The sequence below is a fragment of the Mycobacterium sp. NGS29 genome (genome assembly GCF_059812965.1).
On sequence record NZ_JCALDR010000010.1, the window covers coordinates 12,006 to 29,456 of the forward strand.

The window sequence follows — 17,451 nt, forward strand, 5'->3', positions numbered from 1 at the left end:
CGTCGATATTCCGCGGCCGGCCTTGACGTGCACGCTACGTAGAGAGAATCATGCTCTCCAATGGGTGCACATCATTATCTTGTCCGGACAATTCGGTGAGCACGGATTTGCTCGGTCTCGCCGGACGCGTCGTCGTGGTCGCCGGCGCTGCCGGTGGCGGCATCGGCACCACGGTGACGCGCGTGGTCGCCGAGGCCGGCGCGACGGTGATCGGCGTCAGTCGCGGCCAGGACAATCTGGACCGGCACCTGGGTCCGCTGGTAGCCGAAGGGTTGCCGGTGGTACCGGTGGCCGCCGACGTGTCCACCGATGACGGCGTGGCGGCCACGATCGAAGCGGCGCGGCAGGCCGACGGAGAACTGCATGGTCTGGTCAACGTGGCCGGTGGTGCGGACCCGTCGACGTGGATGCCTGCGACGCGGGTGACGCGCAGCGACTGGCGGGAATTGTTCACCCGCAATCTGGAGACGATGTTCTTCATGAGCCAGGCCGTGGCCGCGGAGCTCAAGAGCAACCGGCGCGCCGGATCGATCGTGTCCATCTCGTCGATCAGCGGGCTGAACACCGCGCCGTTCCATATCGCCTACGGCACCGCCAAAGCCGCGATCGTCGCAGTGACCCGGACCATGGCCGCCGAACTGGCCTGTGACGACGACGGGGGCGCGGCGATCCGGGTCAATGCGGTCGCGCCCGGGGTCACCGAGACACCGGCGTCGCGCACCTACACCGACGACGATCCCGAACGGGACCGACGTGCCATCGCGATGGGCCGGCGCGGGCGCCCGGCGGAAATCGCCGGTGCGATCCTGTTCCTGCTGTCCGATCTGTCGAGTTACATCACCGGACAGACGTTGCTGGTCGACGGCGGTCTGAACCTCAAGTGGGGACACCTGGGTGCCGACAACACCTCGCTGTTCCTCAAGGACGAGTCGTTCCGCGCTGCGATCAAGCGTTGAGGAGAAGGGGAAAGCGATGAATGACGATCTGACCGCACCGGTCACGATCGGGGTCGAGGCCTACATCTCTGCGGACTACGCCCGCGCCGAACGGGACAAGCTGTGGCGCAAGGTCTGGCAGCAGGTCGGGCGCGTCGAAGATCTGCCCAAGGTGGGTAGCTTCCTGACCTACGACATCCTGGACGACTCGATCCTGGTGGTGCGCACCGGACCCGACACCTTCAAGGCCCACCACAACGTGTGTGTGCACCGCGGCCGTCGGCTGGTGGACACCCCCGCCGGCGCGAAAAGTGCTTGCGGCCACAAGAAGTCGTTCGTCTGCGGATTTCACGGATGGACCTATGACCAGGACGGCAACTGCACCCACATCCCCGAACGGGCGGACTGGCAGGGGGCGCTGACCCCGGAGAACACCCATCTGGGCAGGGTCAACGTCGACACCTGGGGCGGCTGGATCTGGATCAACATGGACCCGGCGGCCGAGCCGCTGCGCGACTACCTCGAACCGGCAGCGACCATGCTCGATCCGTTCAATCTGGCCGACATGCGCTGCAAGTGGCGCAAATGGCTGCATTTCCAATGTAATTGGAAGGTCGCGATGGAGGCTTTCAACGAGACCTACCATGTCGCCACCACGCACCCGCAGTTCAACAAGTTCGGCAACTTCCGCGGCTGGGCCGCCGCGCATGGCAGGCACAGCAACATCGGCTACGACGCACCGGCGGATCTCGGTGAGACCAAGTCGAAGATCCGGTTGGGCACCGGGGCGGACCCGCGGGTCTCGACGGCCGAAATGCAGCTCTACACACTGGAAGAGACCAACGCCACCACCACTCAGACACTGGTGAACGCGGCGTTGCGGTTGGTCGACGAGCTGCCCGACGACGCGCCCGCCGACAGAGTGCTCAGTCACTGGCTGACCTCGGCACGCCGCGACGACGCCGACCGCGGCGTGGTCTGGCCGACCATCGATCCCGAACACCTGGCCAACAGCGGCACCGCCTGGCAGATATTCCCCAACTTCCAGATCGGGCAGGGTCTGACCACGGCGTTGTGCTACAGCGCGCGCCCGCACGGCTACAACCCCGACGAGTGCATCTTCGAAGCGTCCTGCTACGAGCTGTACCCGAAAGGCGAAGAGCCGCACACCGAGTGGGTGTATGCGCCGCCGGACGACCCGAATTGGCGCAGCGTCCTGCCGCAGGACTTCTCCAATATGGCCGCGGTGCAGCAAGGAATGAAGTCCCTGGGCTTCCGCGGCCCCAAGCCCAACCCCTACATGGAACGCAGTACCGCCAACCTGCACCGCAACCTCGCCGAGTACCTGGGCCGGGGCGCGCCGCAGGCCCTTGCAACAGAGACGGAGATTCAACGATGAAGGTCAACCTTGGCTTCGGAGCACACAATTCGCACGACTGGGAGCGAGTGCTGGCCGAGGACTTCAGCCAGCCGCCCGCAACCCCGGACTGGGAATGTGTGCAGAGCACACTGGCGATCGCCGATCTGGCCGAACCGCTCGGGTTCGACGGCATCTGGATGCCCGAGCACTGCGGCACGCCCTATGGCATGACACCCAACCCGATTCAGGCGTTGAGCTATTGCGCCGGTCGCACCGAACGGGTCGCTCTGGGCACCTTTGTGGCAGTGGCGCCGTGGTGGCACCCCATTCGGTTGGCGCACCAGATCGCCTACCTCGACATCATCTCCAACGGCCGGTACACCACGATCGGGATCGGCCGTGGTGTGTCGAAGGGCGAGTTCGACGCCGTCGGGGTGCCCAGGGAGGAGAGCCGCCAGCGGTTCAACGAGACGCTGGACATCCTGGAGCTGGCGTTCTCCGGGGAGCGGTTCTCCTACGACGGAGAGATCTTCAAGGTGCCCGAGATGTCGTTGCGGCCCGAGCCGCGGAGTCGGGACCTGTTCTCCCGCATCTATTCCTCGTCGTCCACCGCGGAGTCGCTGGAGATCCTTTCCCGGCGCGGCATGGTGCCGCTGTTCGTCGGCAACAAACCGATCGAGGATGCCGGCCGGGAAGTGCAGAAGGTCAACACCTTCCGGCAGGAGGAGGGTCTGCCACCGTGTCAGCCGAAGAACGTGATGTTCATGTACTGCACGGCCGATCCCGATGGTGCGGCCAGGTCCGAGGAGTGGATCTACACGGCCAACCGCGACGTCACCGTGCACTACGGGTTCGCCGACGCCTCGAACTTCAAAGGCGTCAAGGGCTATGAGGCTTATGCGGCCCGGGAAGCGACCGCGACCGCGGTGCTGGCGTCCTCGGTGACACACGACTCGAAGGGTGCGCCCAAGACGCCGGGCTATCACGCCTCCAACCTGCTGATCGGGACTCCCGAGGAAATCTTCAACCGGATCAAAGCGGCCCAGGAAGCGTGCTCGTTCTGTGAACTGACGATCGTGCCGCAGTTCGGCACCATGCCCTACGACGAGGCGACGGCCAGCACGGAGCTGTTCGCCAAGGAGGTACTGCCAGCGGTGCAGGAGATGGCGGCACCGTTGCACCCGGCCGCGCTACCGGAGAACGCGCTGGCATGACCGGAGTCTCCGACTGCCCGCCGACGTCGGCGCCCATCGACATCGACCTGGACGGTTTGCGCGAAAAGTACCGCCATGAACGCGAAAAGCGGCTGCGTCCGGAGGGTTCCAAGCAGTACATCGAACTCGTCGACGACTTCGCCGGATACTACGAGATCGACCCGCACTCGCCGGACCTGGTGCGCGATCCGATCTCGGCGGATATCGACGTGGCCGTGCTCGGCGGCGGCTTCGGCGGGCTGCTGTGCGCTGCGCACCTGAAGAAGGCGGGCGTCGAGGACGTGCGCATCATCGAACTGGGTGGCGACTTCGGCGGAGTGTGGTACTGGAACCGCTACCCCGGGCTGCAATGTGACAACGAATCATATTGCTACATACCGCAATTAGAGGAACTCGACTATATCCCGAGCGAGAAGTTCGCCGACGGTACCGAAATCTACGAGCATTGCCGCCGGATCGGGAAGCACTACGGGCTCTACGACGCCGCGCTGTTCTCCACCCAGGTGCGGGCGCTGCGCTGGGACGAGGAGATCAAGCGCTGGCGGGTCAGCACCAACCGCGACGACGACATCCGGGCGCGGTTCGTGGTCGTCGCGTCGGGTCCCTTCCACCGTCCCAAGCTGCCGGGCATCCCGGGCCTGAAAGACTTTCAGGGACATAGCTTTCACTCATCGCGTTGGGACTACAGCTACACCGGCGGCGACGCCACCGGTGGACTCGACGGATTGAGCGACAAGCGTGTCGCGGTGGTGGGCACCGGCGCCACCGCGATCCAGATCGTGCCGTTCCTGGGCCGCTACGCCAAGCACCTGTACGTGTTCCAGCGCACTCCGTCCTCGGTCGGTGTCCGCAACAACACCCCGACCGATCCGGAATGGGTGAAATCGCTGCAACCCGGATGGCAGAAAGAGCGGCAGCGCAACTTTCACGCCTGGACGTTCGAAGGCATGGCGCCCGGCCAGCCAGATCTGGTGTGCGACTTCTGGACCGAGCTCGGCCGCAACACCGCGGCCAGGGTGATGGCGCTCGAGGATCCGGCAGCGATGACCCCGGAACAGTTCATGGCCATCCGGGAGGAGGAAGATTACAAGGTCATGGAGCGGCTGCGCCGGCGCATCGAAGACATCGTCGACGATCCCGAGACCGCCGAGGCGCTCAAACCGTACTACAACTTCCTGTGCAAGCGGCCGTGCACCAACGACGACTATCTCCCGACGTTCAACCGGCCTAACGTCACGCTGGTCGACGTGTCGTCGTCCAAGGGCGTGGAGCGCGCCACCGCAAACGGGTTGGTGGCCAACGGTGTCGAGTATGAGGTCGACTGCATCATCTACGCCAGCGGGTTCGAGATCACGACCGAGATCAGCCGCCGGTACTCACTGGAGGCGATCGAAGGCCGCGACGGCCTGTCGCTGTTCGACTACTGGCGCGACGGCTATAAGACGCTGCACGGCATGACCAGCCGCGGCTTCCCCAACCAGTTCTTCACCGGATTCACCCAGGTCGGCATTTCGGCGAACATCGCCGCCAATTACGAACTGCAGGGTGAGCACATCGCCTACATCATCGCCGAAGCGCTGGCCCGTGGCGCGACCACGGTCGAGCCCAGCCAACAGGCGCAGGACGACTGGTGCACCACGATCCGCGAGACGGCGATCGACAACAGCGCGTTCGACCAGGCCTGCACGCCAGGCTATTACAACAACGAAGGTGGCGGCACCGAGGGCATCCGGTCGCATCTGGGTGAGCCGTACGGTCCGGGCTTCTATGCTTTCGGTGACCTACTCGCCGAGTGGCGCGCCGGCGGCAAGCTGGACGGGCTGATCCTGGAACCGTGATGGCTGAACTCAGATTCGACGATCGGGTGGCGGTGATCACCGGTGCCGGCCGGGGCCTGGGACGCGCATACGCGCTGATGCTGGCCGCCCGCGGGGCCAGCGTCGTGGTCAACGACACCGGCGGCGCGCTGACCGGTGGTGGCGGCGTGGACGCCGGCCCGGCACAGCAGGTTGTCGACGAGATCAACGCGGCCGGCGGTGCGGCCGTCGCCTGCACCGAATCGGTGACCACCGCCGCGGGTGGGCAGGCCATCGTCGGGGCCGCACTCGACCAGTACGGGCGGCTGGACATCCTGATTCACAATGCCGGTACGGTGCGGCGCGGTTCGCTGAAGGAGATGAGCTACGAGGACTTCGACGCCGTCCTCGACGTGCATCTGCGGGGCGCTTTTCACGTGGTGCGCCCCGCCTTCCCGGTGATGTGCGGTGCCGGTTACGGCCGCATCGTGCTGACCTCCTCGATCGGCGGGCTGTACGGTAACCACGGTGTCGCCAACTATGCGGCCGCGAAGGCCGGCGTGATCGGACTGTCCAACGTCGTCGCACTCGAAGGCGCGGCGGAAGGGGTGCTGTGCAACGTCGTCGTCCCGTCAGCGGTGACGAGAATGGCTGACGGCCTTGATATTTCGCAATACCCCCCGATGGGGACCGAGCTGGTGGCACCGGTGGTGGGGTTGCTGGCGCACGAATCCTGCCCGGTGAACGGCGAGATGTTGATCGCGATCGCCGGCCGGATCGCCCGTGCGGTGATCGCCGAAAGCCCGGGCGTGCAACGCTTGTCGTGGACCGTCGAGGATGTCGCCGAACAGCTCTACGCCATCCGGAACCTCGCGGCGCCACTGGAATTCCCGGTGGTCCCCGACGGGCACGCCCAGCACATCCGGTACAGCTTCGACTCTGCGGCCTGGGCAATGCGGGAGCGCGCGCACCATGTCTGAGGCTGGTACCGGCCCGCTGGCCGGCGTCCGCGTCGTCGACCTCACCGCGATGGTGATGGGGCCGTACTGCACGCAGATCATGGCCGACATGGGTGCTGACGTGATCAAGATCGAACCCCCGCGGGGTGACGACACCCGCTACGTATCGGTGGGCCCGGCGCCCGGCATGAGCGGCGTCTTCGTCAACGTCAACCGCGGCAAGCGCGGCGTTGCCATCGATGTGAAGTCAGACGCCGGCCAGCGCGCCCTGCGGGCGCTGATCGAACGCGCCGACGTGTTCATCCATTCGATGCGGGCCAAGGCGATCGCCCGCCTCGGGCTGAGCTATGCCGAGGTCGCGGCCGTCAACCCGGCCATCGTGTACACCAACTGCTACGGCTACTCGCGGCGCGGGCCGAATCGCGACCTGCCGGCGTACGACGACACCATCCAGGCCGCGTGCGGGTTGCCGTCGGTGCAACAGCAACTGACCGGCGAGGCCAACTTCGTCGGGACGATCCTGGCCGACAAGGTCGCCGGCCTCACCGCGCTGTACGCGACGACGATGGCGCTTTTCCACCGCGAGCGCACCGGCGAGGGGCAAGAGGTCGAAGTCGGCATGTTCGAGGCGATGGCGTCGTTCATGTTGGTCGAACACGTCAACGGCGCGATGTTCGACCCGCCGTTGAGTCCCGCGGTCTACCCGCGCGCGGTGGCGCCCAACCGACGGCCGTACCGCACCAGCGACGGCCACATCGCCGCCCTGATCTACAACGACAAACACTGGGCCGCATTCGTCGACGCGGTGCGACCGGCCTGGGCCAGCGATCGGTACACGACGTTGGCGGGGCGGGCGAGTCAGATCGACACCGTCTACGGGTTGCTGGCCCAGACGTTCGCCGAGCGCACCACGCAGGAGTGGCTGGATCTGCTGCGCGAACTGGAGATACCCGCATCCCCGCTGTCCAGTCCGGCGGAGTTGCTGGACGATCCGCAACTCGACGCGGTCGGCTTCTTCGAGACCGTCGACACGCCCCACGGACCGGTGCGCTTTCCCGGAGTGCCCACGTGGTTCTCCCGGACGCCGGGTCGCGTCGCCGGTCCTGCCCCGGAGCTGGGCGCGCACACTGAGGCGGTGCTGGCAGAACTGGGCCTGATGCCGGTGGACTCCGAACCCCCCGGTTAGTCGAAGAGCGGACTGTCGGTGGTGTAGGCCCGGTAGAAGTACGTCAGATTGTCCGGGCTGCCGTAATCGACCCGCTTGAAGGCTTTGCTGATCGGGTTGGCGTGGGTGTGGGTGCCGGGGTGGTACACGGTCAGCGAGCCCAGATGCTGCGCCAGCTCGGCCGGTGTGTCCACCCATACGTAGCCGGCGTTGCGCACCATGACCTCGCCGAGGTAGCAGCCGAGCACAAAGATGGGTTCGGCCATCAGGTCGGACCCGGGCCCGCGGAAGCCGTCCAGGATCGCGTCCACGTCGTGCAACGAGGCCGGGCTGAAGTCGAGTTCGACTGCGGACAGCGTCTGGGCTGCCGCGACGGCACGACCGGCGATTTCGGCCGCCGTGGCGGGACTCGGCACCGCCGGCAGCAGTAGCGCGCGACCAGTCCATGCGGGTCCGGCCGCAACCGCGGCGGCGTCGCCCGAGATGACTTCCACCGCAGCGGCTTCCTCGCCCGGACTGGTCTTGCGACGCCGGGTGAACCAGCCCATGTGGATGCCTTCTGCCGTGCCGACCGGGTGCGCGGTTGCGCGTCGTCCAGGGTACGGAAGTTGCTGCGGCCCTTCCACAGAACATCGAGGGGGCTCCGTGACCGTGGCGTGTCCTGCCGGGCTTGCGAGGCCCGCGCCTCTAGGATTTCTTGGATCAACTTCGAGGGGTAGCGACGTATCGGCAGCAAGGACGGCGCCGGACGACCACACGGTCAGGGCGCGCTGAAGACAAGGACTGAGCCGGGCGGGATACCAGCCGCACCGGCCAATTCCGCATTCCGGCGGCGCTGGGTGGCCCCGGTCCGACGCGTCGGCCGGTCGGCGGGATGGGATCGGCAAGAGCGGCACAGCGGTGTTCCGGCGCTGGACGGACTGCGGGCGATAGCGGTGGCGCTGGTCCTGATCGGACATGGTGGCATCCCGGGAGTCAGCGGCGGATTCATCGGCGTCGACATCTTCTTCGTGCTCAGCGGCTTCCTGATCACCTCGCTGTTGCTCGACGAACTCGGCCGTAGCGGCCGGATCGACCTGCGCGGCTTCTGGATTCGGCGTGCGCGCCGACTGCTGCCGGCGTTGCTGTTGATGGTGCTGACCGTCAGCGTGGCCCGGGAACTGCTGCCCTACCAGTCACTCAACGGCCTGCGCGGGGACGCGATCGCCGCGTTCTGCTGGCTGGCCAACTGGCGGTTCGTAGCCCAGAAGACCGATTACTTCACCCAGGGCGCACCACCCTCGCCGCTGCAACACACCTGGTCGCTGGGGGTGGAAGAGCAGTACTACATCGTCTGGCCGGTGCTGCTGATCGCGGTGACGCTGCTGCTGGCCGCCCGCGCCCGGCGCTACTTCGGCAAGACCACGGTGGGGCACGTCCGGTTCAGCGCCTTCGTGATCGCCACCCTGGGCGTGGTCGCCTCCGCCGCGGCCACCATCGTCTGCACCAGCGACGGCAATCGCGACCGGATCTACTTCGGCACCGACACCCGCGCGCAGGCGTTGCTGATCGGTGCCGCGGCATCGGCACTGCTGGTCCGGGATTGGCCGGCGCTGAACCGCGGCTGGTGTCTGATCCGCAGCCGCTGGGGACGACGGGCCGCCCGGGCGCTGCCACTTGTCGGGTTAGGCACGCTGGCGGCGGTCACGCATTACGCGACGGGAAGCGCCGGTGAGTTCCGCCACGGCCTGCTGATCGTGGTGGCCGTCGCGGCGGTGCTGGTGGTGGCACCGGTGGCGATGGAGCAGCGCGGCGCCGTTGCCCGCGTACTCGCGTGGCGCCCGCTGGTGTGGCTGGGCATGATCTCCTACGGCGTCTACCTGTGGCACTGGCCGATCTTCCTGGTGCTCAACGGTGAACGCACCGGGTGGTCGGGCGGTGGCCTGTTCGCGGCCCGCTGCGCGGTCACGCTGGCGGTGGCGGGCGTGTCCTACTGGGCGATCGAGCAACCCATCCGGCGCTGGCGCCCGGAACGGGTGCCGCTGCTGCCGCTGGCCGCGGCCACCGTTGCCAGTGCCGCCGCGGCGACCATCCTGGTGGTCCCGGTCGGAGCGGGGCTGCGGGAGGTCGGGCTGCCGCCCGGCGTGTCGGCGGTCGCGGCGGTGTCGCCGTCGCCACCGGGCGCCGCTCAGCCCACCGCCGCCCCCGGCCCGCGCGATCCCAATCAGCCGTTCACCGTTTCGGTGTTCGGCGATTCGATCGGCTGGACGATGATGCACTTCCTGCCGCCGACACCCGGTTTCCGGTTCATCGACCACACCGTCATCGGCTGCAGCCTGGTGCGCGGCACGCCGTACCGGTACATCGGTCAGACGCTGGAGCAGCGTTCCGAATGCGATTCGTGGCCCGGTCGTTGGGCGACCCAGATCAGCCAGGATCGGCCGGACGTCGCGCTGCTGGTCATCGGGCGGTGGGAGACGGTCGACCGGGTCAACGAAGGAAAGTGGACGCACATCGGCGACCCGACGTTCGACGCGTACCTTAACTCAGAACTGCACCGGGCGCTCAATATCGTCGGCTCCACCGGTGTTCGGGTGATGGTGGCGACGGTGCCGTACAGCCGGGGCGGGGAGAAGCCGGACGGCCGACTGTATCCCGAAGACCAACCGGACCGGGTCAACCAGTGGAACAGCATGTTGCGCAACGCTATCGGTGAGCATCCGCATGTCGGCATCGTCGACCTGAACAAAAAGCTCTGTCCGGACGGCGTTTACACCGCGAAGGTCGACGGCATCAAGGTACGCAGCGACGGTGTGCACCTGACTCCGGAAGGGGTCAAATGGCTGCTGCCCTGGCTGGAGGAGTCGGTCCGCTAGTTCGACCAGCAGCTCAGCTCCATGCTGTCGCTCTCCCTGGCCGGGAAGTTGAAGCTCACGTAACCATTGCTGGGGTCGCGCACAAAGTCGAGGTAGGGCTGCATATCCGACGCGCTGGCATTGTCGGCGATCACCAGCGCGCCCGACGACAGCGACGGTTGCAGCAGATTGATCACCGGCAGGTAGAGGTCTTTCCAGCCGTCCAGCAGGACGAAATCGACCGGCCCGTCCAGTTTCGTCAGGGTGGCGAGCGCATCGCCTTCCAGGATCGTGATCACGTCCTGCAACCCGACGTCGGCGAACGTCTGCTTCGCCGCGGCGATCTTGGTGTCACTGAGCTCGGTGGTCACCACCCGGCCGGCACCGTTGTCGCGCACCGCGGCAGCCAGATGGATCGCCGAAATGCCGAAGGACATCCCGAATTCCACCACCGTCGCCGGACGGCTCGCCCGCACCAGCGAGTAGAGCAGGCGGCCGGCGTCGGGCGTCACCGGAATATAGAACTCGCTCATCGCTTCGGTGCGTTCCTGCACCGTCATCGGGCCGTCGAACTGACCGCGCCGGTCGCGCAGTTGCGACATCTGCGCGCCGGCAGCGGCATACATCCGGTCGAGCACCGAGGCGACCCGGGGATCTTGCAAAGTATTGGCCATACACCCGACTGTATGCCCCCGGAATCAGCCCGCCGGCGGTCCTGAGCGTCAGGCCACGACGTCGATCGGGTCGCCGATGCTGACCATGTTGAAGTACCAGGCGGCGTTGTCCGGGCTCAGGTTGATGCAGCCGTGGCTGACGTTGGCGTAGCCCTGCGAACCCACCGACCACGGCGCGGAGTGCACGTACACGCCGCTGCCGGTGACGCGCACCGCGTACGAGGCGGTGATCAGGTACCCGTCCGAGGAGTTGAGCGGGATGCCGATGGTGCGGGAGTCCATCACGACGGTGCGTTCCTTGGACATCGCGTTGAAGTTGCCGATCGGGGTCGGACGACTGGGCTTGCCCATCGACGCCGGCATGGTGCGCAGCACCTCGCCGTTGCGGCTGACGGTGAAGGTGTGCGCGGAGATGCTGGCCACGCCGCGCAGCTCGTCGCCGGTGTCAAAGCCTTCGTTGAGGGCCTGGACGCCGACGGAGACGTGGGTGTGGCCCGGCCAGTACCGGTCCGGCACCCATTGCACGACATTGCCGTCGAGCCACTGGAAGTGACCGGTCATATTGCTCGGAGAACTGATGCGGATGGACCGTTCGGCGGCGCGGTGATCCCGCACCGGCGCAGTGAAGGTCACCACCACCGGCGTGGCGATGCCCACCACGGCTCCCCCGGCGGGGAAGATCGAGGCCACCCCGGGCAGCGGGTGGGGGACCGGGACGGCGCCGGTCGCGGGACTGCCCGATCCGGCCGCGGCCATCGTGGTGATCGCGACCAGGACGAAAAGATAACGAACCGCTCGACGCATGGTCTCGACCCTTCGGGATGGTGCGGTGGACACAACCACACAGTCTAGTGGCTATCCCCCGGAAGGGGTCATAGCAAACATGGCCAGCGTAGCCGGGGCTCGGCTTTCCGGTGTCGTCAGATCTTGCTGCTGCGGTTGAGGGCGGCCAGGTGCCCGCTTTCCACCCCGGCGCCGGGATCGAGCACGCAGTCGATCAGGGCGGGACCGTACGACGCCAGTGCTTCGGTCAGCGCGGTCTCCAGCTCAGCCGGCGTCCGCACGTGGTATCCCTTGCCGCCGAACGCTTCTGCGAGCAGGTCGTGCCGTGCGTCGATGTTCAGCACGGTGGGCGCCGGGTCGGATGCGGCCGCAGTGATCTCGTCGCCGCGGTACACACCGCCGTTGTTGAGGACGACGACGGTGACGGGAAGCCGGTAACGACAGACGGTTTCGATCTCCATGCCGCTGAACCCGAACGCACTGTCACCCTCGATGGCGACGACGGGGCGCCCGGTCTCCACGGCCGCCGCGATGGAGTAGCCCATCCCGATGCCCATCACACCCCACGTTCCGGTGTCCAGCCGGTGCCGCGGCAACTCCATGTCGATGACGTTGCGGGTCAGGTCCAGCGCGTTGGCGCCTTCGTTGACCACGTAGGTGTCCGGGTTACGTTGCAGGACAGCGCGAATGGCACCGAGCGCATTGTAAAACCGCATCGGGAACGGATTTTCGCTGAGCTGCTGGCGCATCTTGGCGTCGTTACGGGCTTTGCGTTCGCCGAGCTCATCCGGCCACGCCGCCGCAACCTCCACCGGGTGGGTGGCCAGCCCGTCCAGCAACGCCGACATCACCGAACCGATGTCCCCGGTCAGCGGCGCGGTGATGGGCTGGTTGCTGTCGAACTCGCTGGGCGCGATGTCGATCTGGATGAATTCGGCGTCCGGGGACCATTGTGGTGATTCCCCGTGTCCGAGTAACCAATTCAGTCGCGCGCCGACCAGCAGCACGACGTCGGCGCGCTTGATCGCCAGCGAACGCGCGGCGGCGACCGACTGCGGGTGTACGTCCGGCAGCAAGCCTTTGGCCATCGACATCGGCAGGTAGGGGATCCCGGTGGTCTCGATGAATTCCCGAATCACGTTGTCGGCCTGCGCGTATGCGGCGCCCTTGCCGAGCACGATCAACGGTCGCCGTGCCCGGGCCAGTACGGTCAACGCCCGGTCCACCGCGTCGGGTGCCGGCAGTTGCCGCGGGTCCGGGTCGACGATGCGCCAGATCGAGTTGGCGGCGTCGGCAGCCGGCATCGTCTGCGCCAGCACCTCGCCCGGAATGTCCAGATAGACCCCGCCGGGCCGCCCGGAGATCGCGGTCCGGACGGCCCGCGCGACACCGCGCCCGATGTCTTCGACCCGGCCGATCCGGTAGGCCGCCTTGGCGAAGGGCCGCGCCGCGTTGAGCTGGTCGATGTCCTGATAGTCACCGCGTTGCAGGTCCACCACCGCGCGGTCGCTGGACCCGGAGATCTGGATCATCGGGAAGCAGTTGGTGGTGGCGTTCGCCAGCGCGGGTAGGCCGTTGAGAAAGCCGGGCCCCGAGGTCGTCAGGCACACCCCGGGCCGGCGGTTCAGGAAACCCGCCGCGGCGGCGGCGTTGCCGGCCGAGGCCTCGTGCCGGAAGCCGATGTAGCGGATCCCGGCGGCCTGCGCGGTGCGGGCCAGATCGGTGATCGGAATCCCGACCAGGCCGTAGACGGTGCTGATGTCGTTGGCTTGCAGCGCGTCCACCACCAGGTGGAAGCCGTTGGTCAGCGCGGCGGTCATGGGTCGCCCCTCCTCAGGTGGTGATCCGGCGTCACTGCTCATCATTCACGCTGCCCGTCATTGGACAGCGAGCCTTGCGCCCCGGCAGGGTGCACGGTAGAAGCCGCACCGGCCCCGAAGGAGCGTGGCATGACAGCCGATGAGACCACTGAACGGCGTCCGCGCATTCTCGAGTTGATCGAGGTGGCCGCGAACCGCGCGCCGGAAGCGACGTCGCTGGTCATCACCGCTGATCGCGTCCCGGTCAGCTATGGCCGGCTGATGGACCTGGTCGACGATCTCGCGGCCCAGTTGACGCAGGCCGGCCTGGTGGCTGGGGACCGGGTGGGGTTGCGCACCGGGAGCAGCGCCGAATTCGTGGTCGGTCTGCTGGGCGGGCTGCGGGCGGGCCTGATCGTGGTGCCGCTGGATCCGGCGCTGCCGCTCGCCGACCAGCGCGCCCGCAGCGCGGCGGCCGGTGTGCGGGTGGTGCTCATCGACGGCGGTCCCACCGAGCCGCCGGTGCCGTGGTGGCCGATCGCAGTTGCCGTCACCGGCGGTACGTGTACAGCCCGAGTGGATACGCCCACGGCACCCGATGCGGCCGCCGTTTCCCCTGCGGGGTTGCACGACGACGACGCGATGATCATGTTCACCGGCGGCACCACCGGCCTGCCCAAGATGGTCCCGTGGACCCACGCCAACATCGCCACCTCGGTCCGGTCCATTGTCGGCGGATACCGGCTGGGCGCACAGGATGCGACGGTCGCGGTGATGCCGCTGTACCACGGCCACGGGCTGGTCGCGGCGCTGCTGTCCACGCTGGCATCCGGTGGCGCCGTGCTGTTGCCGGCCCGCGGGAAGTTCTCGGCGCACACCTTCTGGGACGACATCGACGCCGTCGGAGCCACCTGGTATACGGCCGTGCCGACCATCCATCAGATCCTGTTGGAGCGTGCTGCCGGCGAGAACGCCGAAACTAGAAGAGCCAGTCTGCGTTTCATCCGCAGCTGTAGCGCACCGTTGACCGCGGAGGTGGCCGCGGCGCTGCACGCGGAGTTCTCGGCGCCGGTGTTGTGCGCGTTCGGCATGACCGAGGCCACCCATCAGGTGGCGACGACGTCCGCCGACCAGGAGGTTGATCCCGCGGCGTCGGCCGGCCTGGTCGGCCGCTCCACCGGACCCGAGATCCGGATCGTCGACTCCGACGGCAAGACCGTCGCGCCCGGTGACGTCGGTGAAGTGTGGCTGCGCGGCGCCACCGTGGTGCGCGGTTACCTCGGCGACCCGAAGATCACCGCCGCGAACTTCACCGACGGCTGGCTGCGTACCGGCGACCTGGGGACGCTGTCGGATTCCGGTGACTTGACCATCCGCGGCCGCATCAAGGAGCTGATCAACCGCGGCGGCGAGAAGATCTCACCCGAGCGGGTCGAGGGGGTGCTGGCCGCCCATCCCCAGGTTCTGGAATGCGCGGTGTTCGGTGTGCCGCACCCGATGTACGGCGAGGCCGTCGCGGCAGTGATCGTGCCCCGGGGGCCAGCCGCCACCGCCGAAGAGCTCGCACAGTTCTGCCGGGACCGGTTGGCGCCGTATGAGATTCCGGCCAGCTTCGCCGTAGCCGAAGACTTGCCGCACACCGCCAAGGGCTCGCTGGATCGGCGCGCGGTGTCGCAGCGGTTCAGTCCGCAGCGCTAGGCGCTGGCCCGCACCCGGGCCGCGGCGGATTCAGGCATCGGCTCGTAGCGGGCGAAGCTGCGGGTGAACGACGCCGCCCCGTGCGCCAGGGAACGTAGGTCGATGGCGTAGCGGGTCAGTTCCACCTGCGGCACCTCGGCATGGACCACGGTGCGCTCGTGGCCCGCGGTGTCGGTGCCCAGCACCCGGCCGCGGCGGCTGGACAGGTCGCCCATCACCGCACCCACGAAGTCGTCCGGCACCAGCACCGAGATCTGGTCGATCGGCTCGAGCAGCACCACCTTCGTCGCGGCCGCCGCCTCGCGCAGCGCCAGGGCACCTGCCATCTGAAAAGCGAAGTCCGACGAGTCCACGCTGTGTGCCTTACCGTCGAACAAGGTGACCCGCAGATCGACCACCGGATAGCCGGCGTGCACGCCCTTGTCCATCTGGGCGCGCACGCCCTTCTCCACGCTGGGAATGTAGTTGCGCGGCACCGCCCCGCCAACCACTTTGTCCACGAACTCGAATCCCGAGCCCTCGGGCAGCGGCTCCACCTCGATGTCGCACACCGCGAACTGGCCGTGGCCGCCGGACTGCTTGACGTGCCGACCATGCCCTTTTGCCTTGCCGCCCAACGTTTCCCGCAGCGGCACCCGCAACTCGACGGTGTCCACCGTCACCCCGTAGCGGTTGGCCAGGGCATCGAGCACCACACCGACGTGCGCCTCGCCCATGCACCACAGCACCATTTGATGGGTCTCCGGGTTCTGCTCGATGCGTAGCGTGGGGTCCTCGGCGGCCAACCGGGCCAGCCCGACCGACAGCTTGTCCTCGTCGGTCTTGGCGTGTGCCTGAATAGCGATGGGCAGCAACGGTTCCGGCATCGTCCACGGTCTGAGTACCAGCGGCTCGGACTTGTCCGACAAAGTGTCGCCGGTTTCGGCGCGGCTGAGTTTGCCGATCGCGCAGATGTCTCCGGCCACCACGGACGGAGCGGGCCGTTGCTGCTTTCCGAGGGGAAACGACAACACCCCGATGCGCTCGTCCTCGTCGTGGTCGGGGTGCAGCGCCCCGTGCCCCTGGACGGTCCGGTCCTGACCGAAGAACGACGAGAAGTGGCCCGACACATGGACGGTCGCATCCGGCTTGATCGTCCCGGAGAACACCCGGACCAGGCTGACCCGGCCGACATAGGGGTCGGAGGTGGTCTTCACCACCTCGGCGAGCAGTGGTGCGTCGACATCGCAGGCCAGGTCCTCGTGCGCGGCGCCCTGCGGGGTGAACACCTCCGGCAACGGATGCTCGCGGGGAGAGGGAAAGCCGCCGCGGGTGGCCACCTCGAGCAGTTCCAGGGTGCCGACGCCGGTGCTGCTGCACACCGGAATGACCGGGAAGAACGAGCCACGGGCGACGGCCTTTTCCAGATCCTCGATCAGCACCGACTCGTCGATCGTCTCGCCGCCGAGGTAGCGGTCCATCAACGACTCGTCCTCGGATTCCTCGATGATCCCTTCGATCAAGCTGCCGCGGGCCTCCTCGATCCGGTCGGTGTCGGCGGGTGATTCGGTGCGCTTGCCGCCGGCGTAGGTGTACTCGGTTTGCGACAGCAGTCCGATCAGCCCGGCGTCGGTGGGCAGGTACAGCGGTAACACCTTGTCGCCGAACGCTTCTTGGGCCGCCGCCAACGCTTCTGCGTAGTTGGCGCGGGCGTGGTCGAGTTTGGTCACCACCACGGCCCGGGGCATGTCGACCTGGCTGCATTCCTGCCAGAGCGACTTGGTCGGTTCGTCGACACCCTCGTTGGCGGCGATCACGAACAGCGCGCAGTCCGCCGCGCGCAGACCGGCCCGCAACTCCCCGACGAAGTCGGCGTACCCGGGTGTGTCGATCAGGTTGACCTTGACGCCCTGGTAGGCGAGCGACGCCACCGCGACGCCTACTGAGCGTTGCTGCCGGATCTCGGCCTCGTCGAAGTCGCACACGGTGTTGCCGTCGGTCACCGAACCCGGCCGCGACAACACCCCGGCGGCCACCAGCAGCGCCTCCACCAGGGTGGTCTTGCCGCCCCCGGACGGCCCGACCAGCGCCACATTGCGAATGCCGTCCGGACCGGTCGCGGTGGGGGCGGTAGCCGCGCCCTGGGCAGCACTGACTCTGTCGGCCATGACATTCCTCCAGTTCTCCCGGAATCCCGGGTGATCCAGCTCACAGGACGCAGTGCCAACTTTTCTCCGCGGCGACGTCCAGCACAA

At 67.4% G+C, this 17,451-nt stretch carries 13 protein-coding genes; 8 read left to right on the forward strand and 5 right to left on the reverse strand.

Annotation, left to right across the window (positions count from 1 at the left end):
• Positions 1 to 95 precede the first annotated feature (95 nt).
• Genes AC5Y5Z_RS15015 through AC5Y5Z_RS15040 form a run of 6 tightly spaced genes read left to right on the forward strand, consistent with a single transcriptional unit; the run spans position 96 to position 7,450 of the window.
• Positions 96 to 956, forward strand: coding sequence for an SDR family NAD(P)-dependent oxidoreductase (locus AC5Y5Z_RS15015; protein ID WP_473138834.1), 861 nt, complete (start codon positions 96 to 98; stop codon positions 954 to 956).
• A gap of 16 nt (positions 957 to 972) precedes the next feature.
• Complete coding sequence (locus AC5Y5Z_RS15020) at positions 973 to 2,334, forward strand: aromatic ring-hydroxylating oxygenase subunit alpha (RefSeq protein WP_463827871.1); 1,362 nt, start codon at positions 973 to 975, stop codon at positions 2,332 to 2,334.
• Positions 2,331 to 3,509, forward strand: a complete 1,179-nt coding sequence (locus AC5Y5Z_RS15025; RefSeq protein WP_499925942.1) for an LLM class flavin-dependent oxidoreductase — start codon at positions 2,331 to 2,333, stop codon at positions 3,507 to 3,509. Before AC5Y5Z_RS15020 ends, AC5Y5Z_RS15025 begins: the two co-directional genes overlap by 4 nt.
• Entirely contained in the window at positions 3,506 to 5,347 is a 1,842-nt protein-coding gene (locus AC5Y5Z_RS15030) for a flavin-containing monooxygenase (RefSeq protein ID WP_499925944.1), read from the forward strand. Before AC5Y5Z_RS15025 ends, AC5Y5Z_RS15030 begins: the two co-directional genes overlap by 4 nt.
• Positions 5,347 to 6,285 carry an SDR family NAD(P)-dependent oxidoreductase gene (locus tag AC5Y5Z_RS15035; RefSeq protein WP_463827874.1) on the forward strand — a complete coding sequence of 313 codons (939 nt, stop codon included), beginning with the start codon at positions 5,347 to 5,349 and terminating at the stop codon, positions 6,283 to 6,285. Before AC5Y5Z_RS15030 ends, AC5Y5Z_RS15035 begins: the two co-directional genes overlap by 1 nt.
• On the forward strand, positions 6,278 to 7,450 hold the full coding sequence (locus AC5Y5Z_RS15040; RefSeq protein WP_499925946.1) for a CaiB/BaiF CoA transferase family protein: 1,173 nt from the start codon (positions 6,278 to 6,280) through the stop codon (positions 7,448 to 7,450). Before AC5Y5Z_RS15035 ends, AC5Y5Z_RS15040 begins: the two co-directional genes overlap by 8 nt.
• On the opposite strand, the gene AC5Y5Z_RS15045 is transcribed toward AC5Y5Z_RS15040, so the two are convergent.
• A complete protein-coding gene (locus tag AC5Y5Z_RS15045; RefSeq protein WP_499925948.1) occupies positions 7,447 to 7,977 on the reverse strand; it encodes a hypothetical protein in 531 nt (176 codons plus the stop codon). The two genes, AC5Y5Z_RS15040 and AC5Y5Z_RS15045, sit on opposite strands and share 4 nt — an antisense overlap.
• A gap of 249 nt (positions 7,978 to 8,226) precedes the next feature.
• Between AC5Y5Z_RS15045 and AC5Y5Z_RS15050 the strand changes: the two genes are divergently transcribed.
• Positions 8,227 to 10,284, forward strand: a complete 2,058-nt coding sequence (locus AC5Y5Z_RS15050) for a DUF459 domain-containing protein (RefSeq protein WP_499926148.1) — start codon at positions 8,227 to 8,229, stop codon at positions 10,282 to 10,284.
• Here the strand turns inward: AC5Y5Z_RS15050 and AC5Y5Z_RS15055 are convergent.
• From AC5Y5Z_RS15055 to oxc, 3 genes are all read right to left on the reverse strand, one after another.
• Positions 10,281 to 10,937: an O-methyltransferase gene (locus AC5Y5Z_RS15055; protein ID WP_499925950.1), complete on the reverse strand. Its 657-nt coding sequence runs from the start codon at positions 10,935 to 10,937 to the stop codon at positions 10,281 to 10,283. The genes AC5Y5Z_RS15050 and AC5Y5Z_RS15055 overlap by 4 nt on opposite strands.
• 48 nt (positions 10,938 to 10,985) lie before the next feature.
• Positions 10,986 to 11,741, reverse strand: a complete 756-nt coding sequence (locus AC5Y5Z_RS15060) for a L,D-transpeptidase (RefSeq protein WP_499925952.1) — start codon at positions 11,739 to 11,741, stop codon at positions 10,986 to 10,988.
• 116 nt (positions 11,742 to 11,857) lie between these two features.
• Positions 11,858 to 13,540, reverse strand: a complete 1,683-nt coding sequence (gene oxc, locus AC5Y5Z_RS15065; RefSeq protein WP_499925954.1) for an oxalyl-CoA decarboxylase — start codon at positions 13,538 to 13,540, stop codon at positions 11,858 to 11,860.
• A gap of 129 nt (positions 13,541 to 13,669) precedes the next feature.
• Here oxc and AC5Y5Z_RS15070 point away from each other — a divergent pair, with 129 nt between their 5' ends.
• Complete coding sequence (locus tag AC5Y5Z_RS15070) at positions 13,670 to 15,217, forward strand: FadD7 family fatty acid--CoA ligase (RefSeq protein WP_499925956.1); 1,548 nt, start codon at positions 13,670 to 13,672, stop codon at positions 15,215 to 15,217.
• Here AC5Y5Z_RS15070 and AC5Y5Z_RS15075 read toward each other — a convergent pair.
• A complete protein-coding gene (locus tag AC5Y5Z_RS15075; protein WP_499925958.1) occupies positions 15,214 to 17,364 on the reverse strand; it encodes an elongation factor G-like protein EF-G2 in 2,151 nt (716 codons plus the stop codon). The genes AC5Y5Z_RS15070 and AC5Y5Z_RS15075 overlap by 4 nt on opposite strands.
• Positions 17,365 to 17,451: the final 87 nt, after the last annotated feature.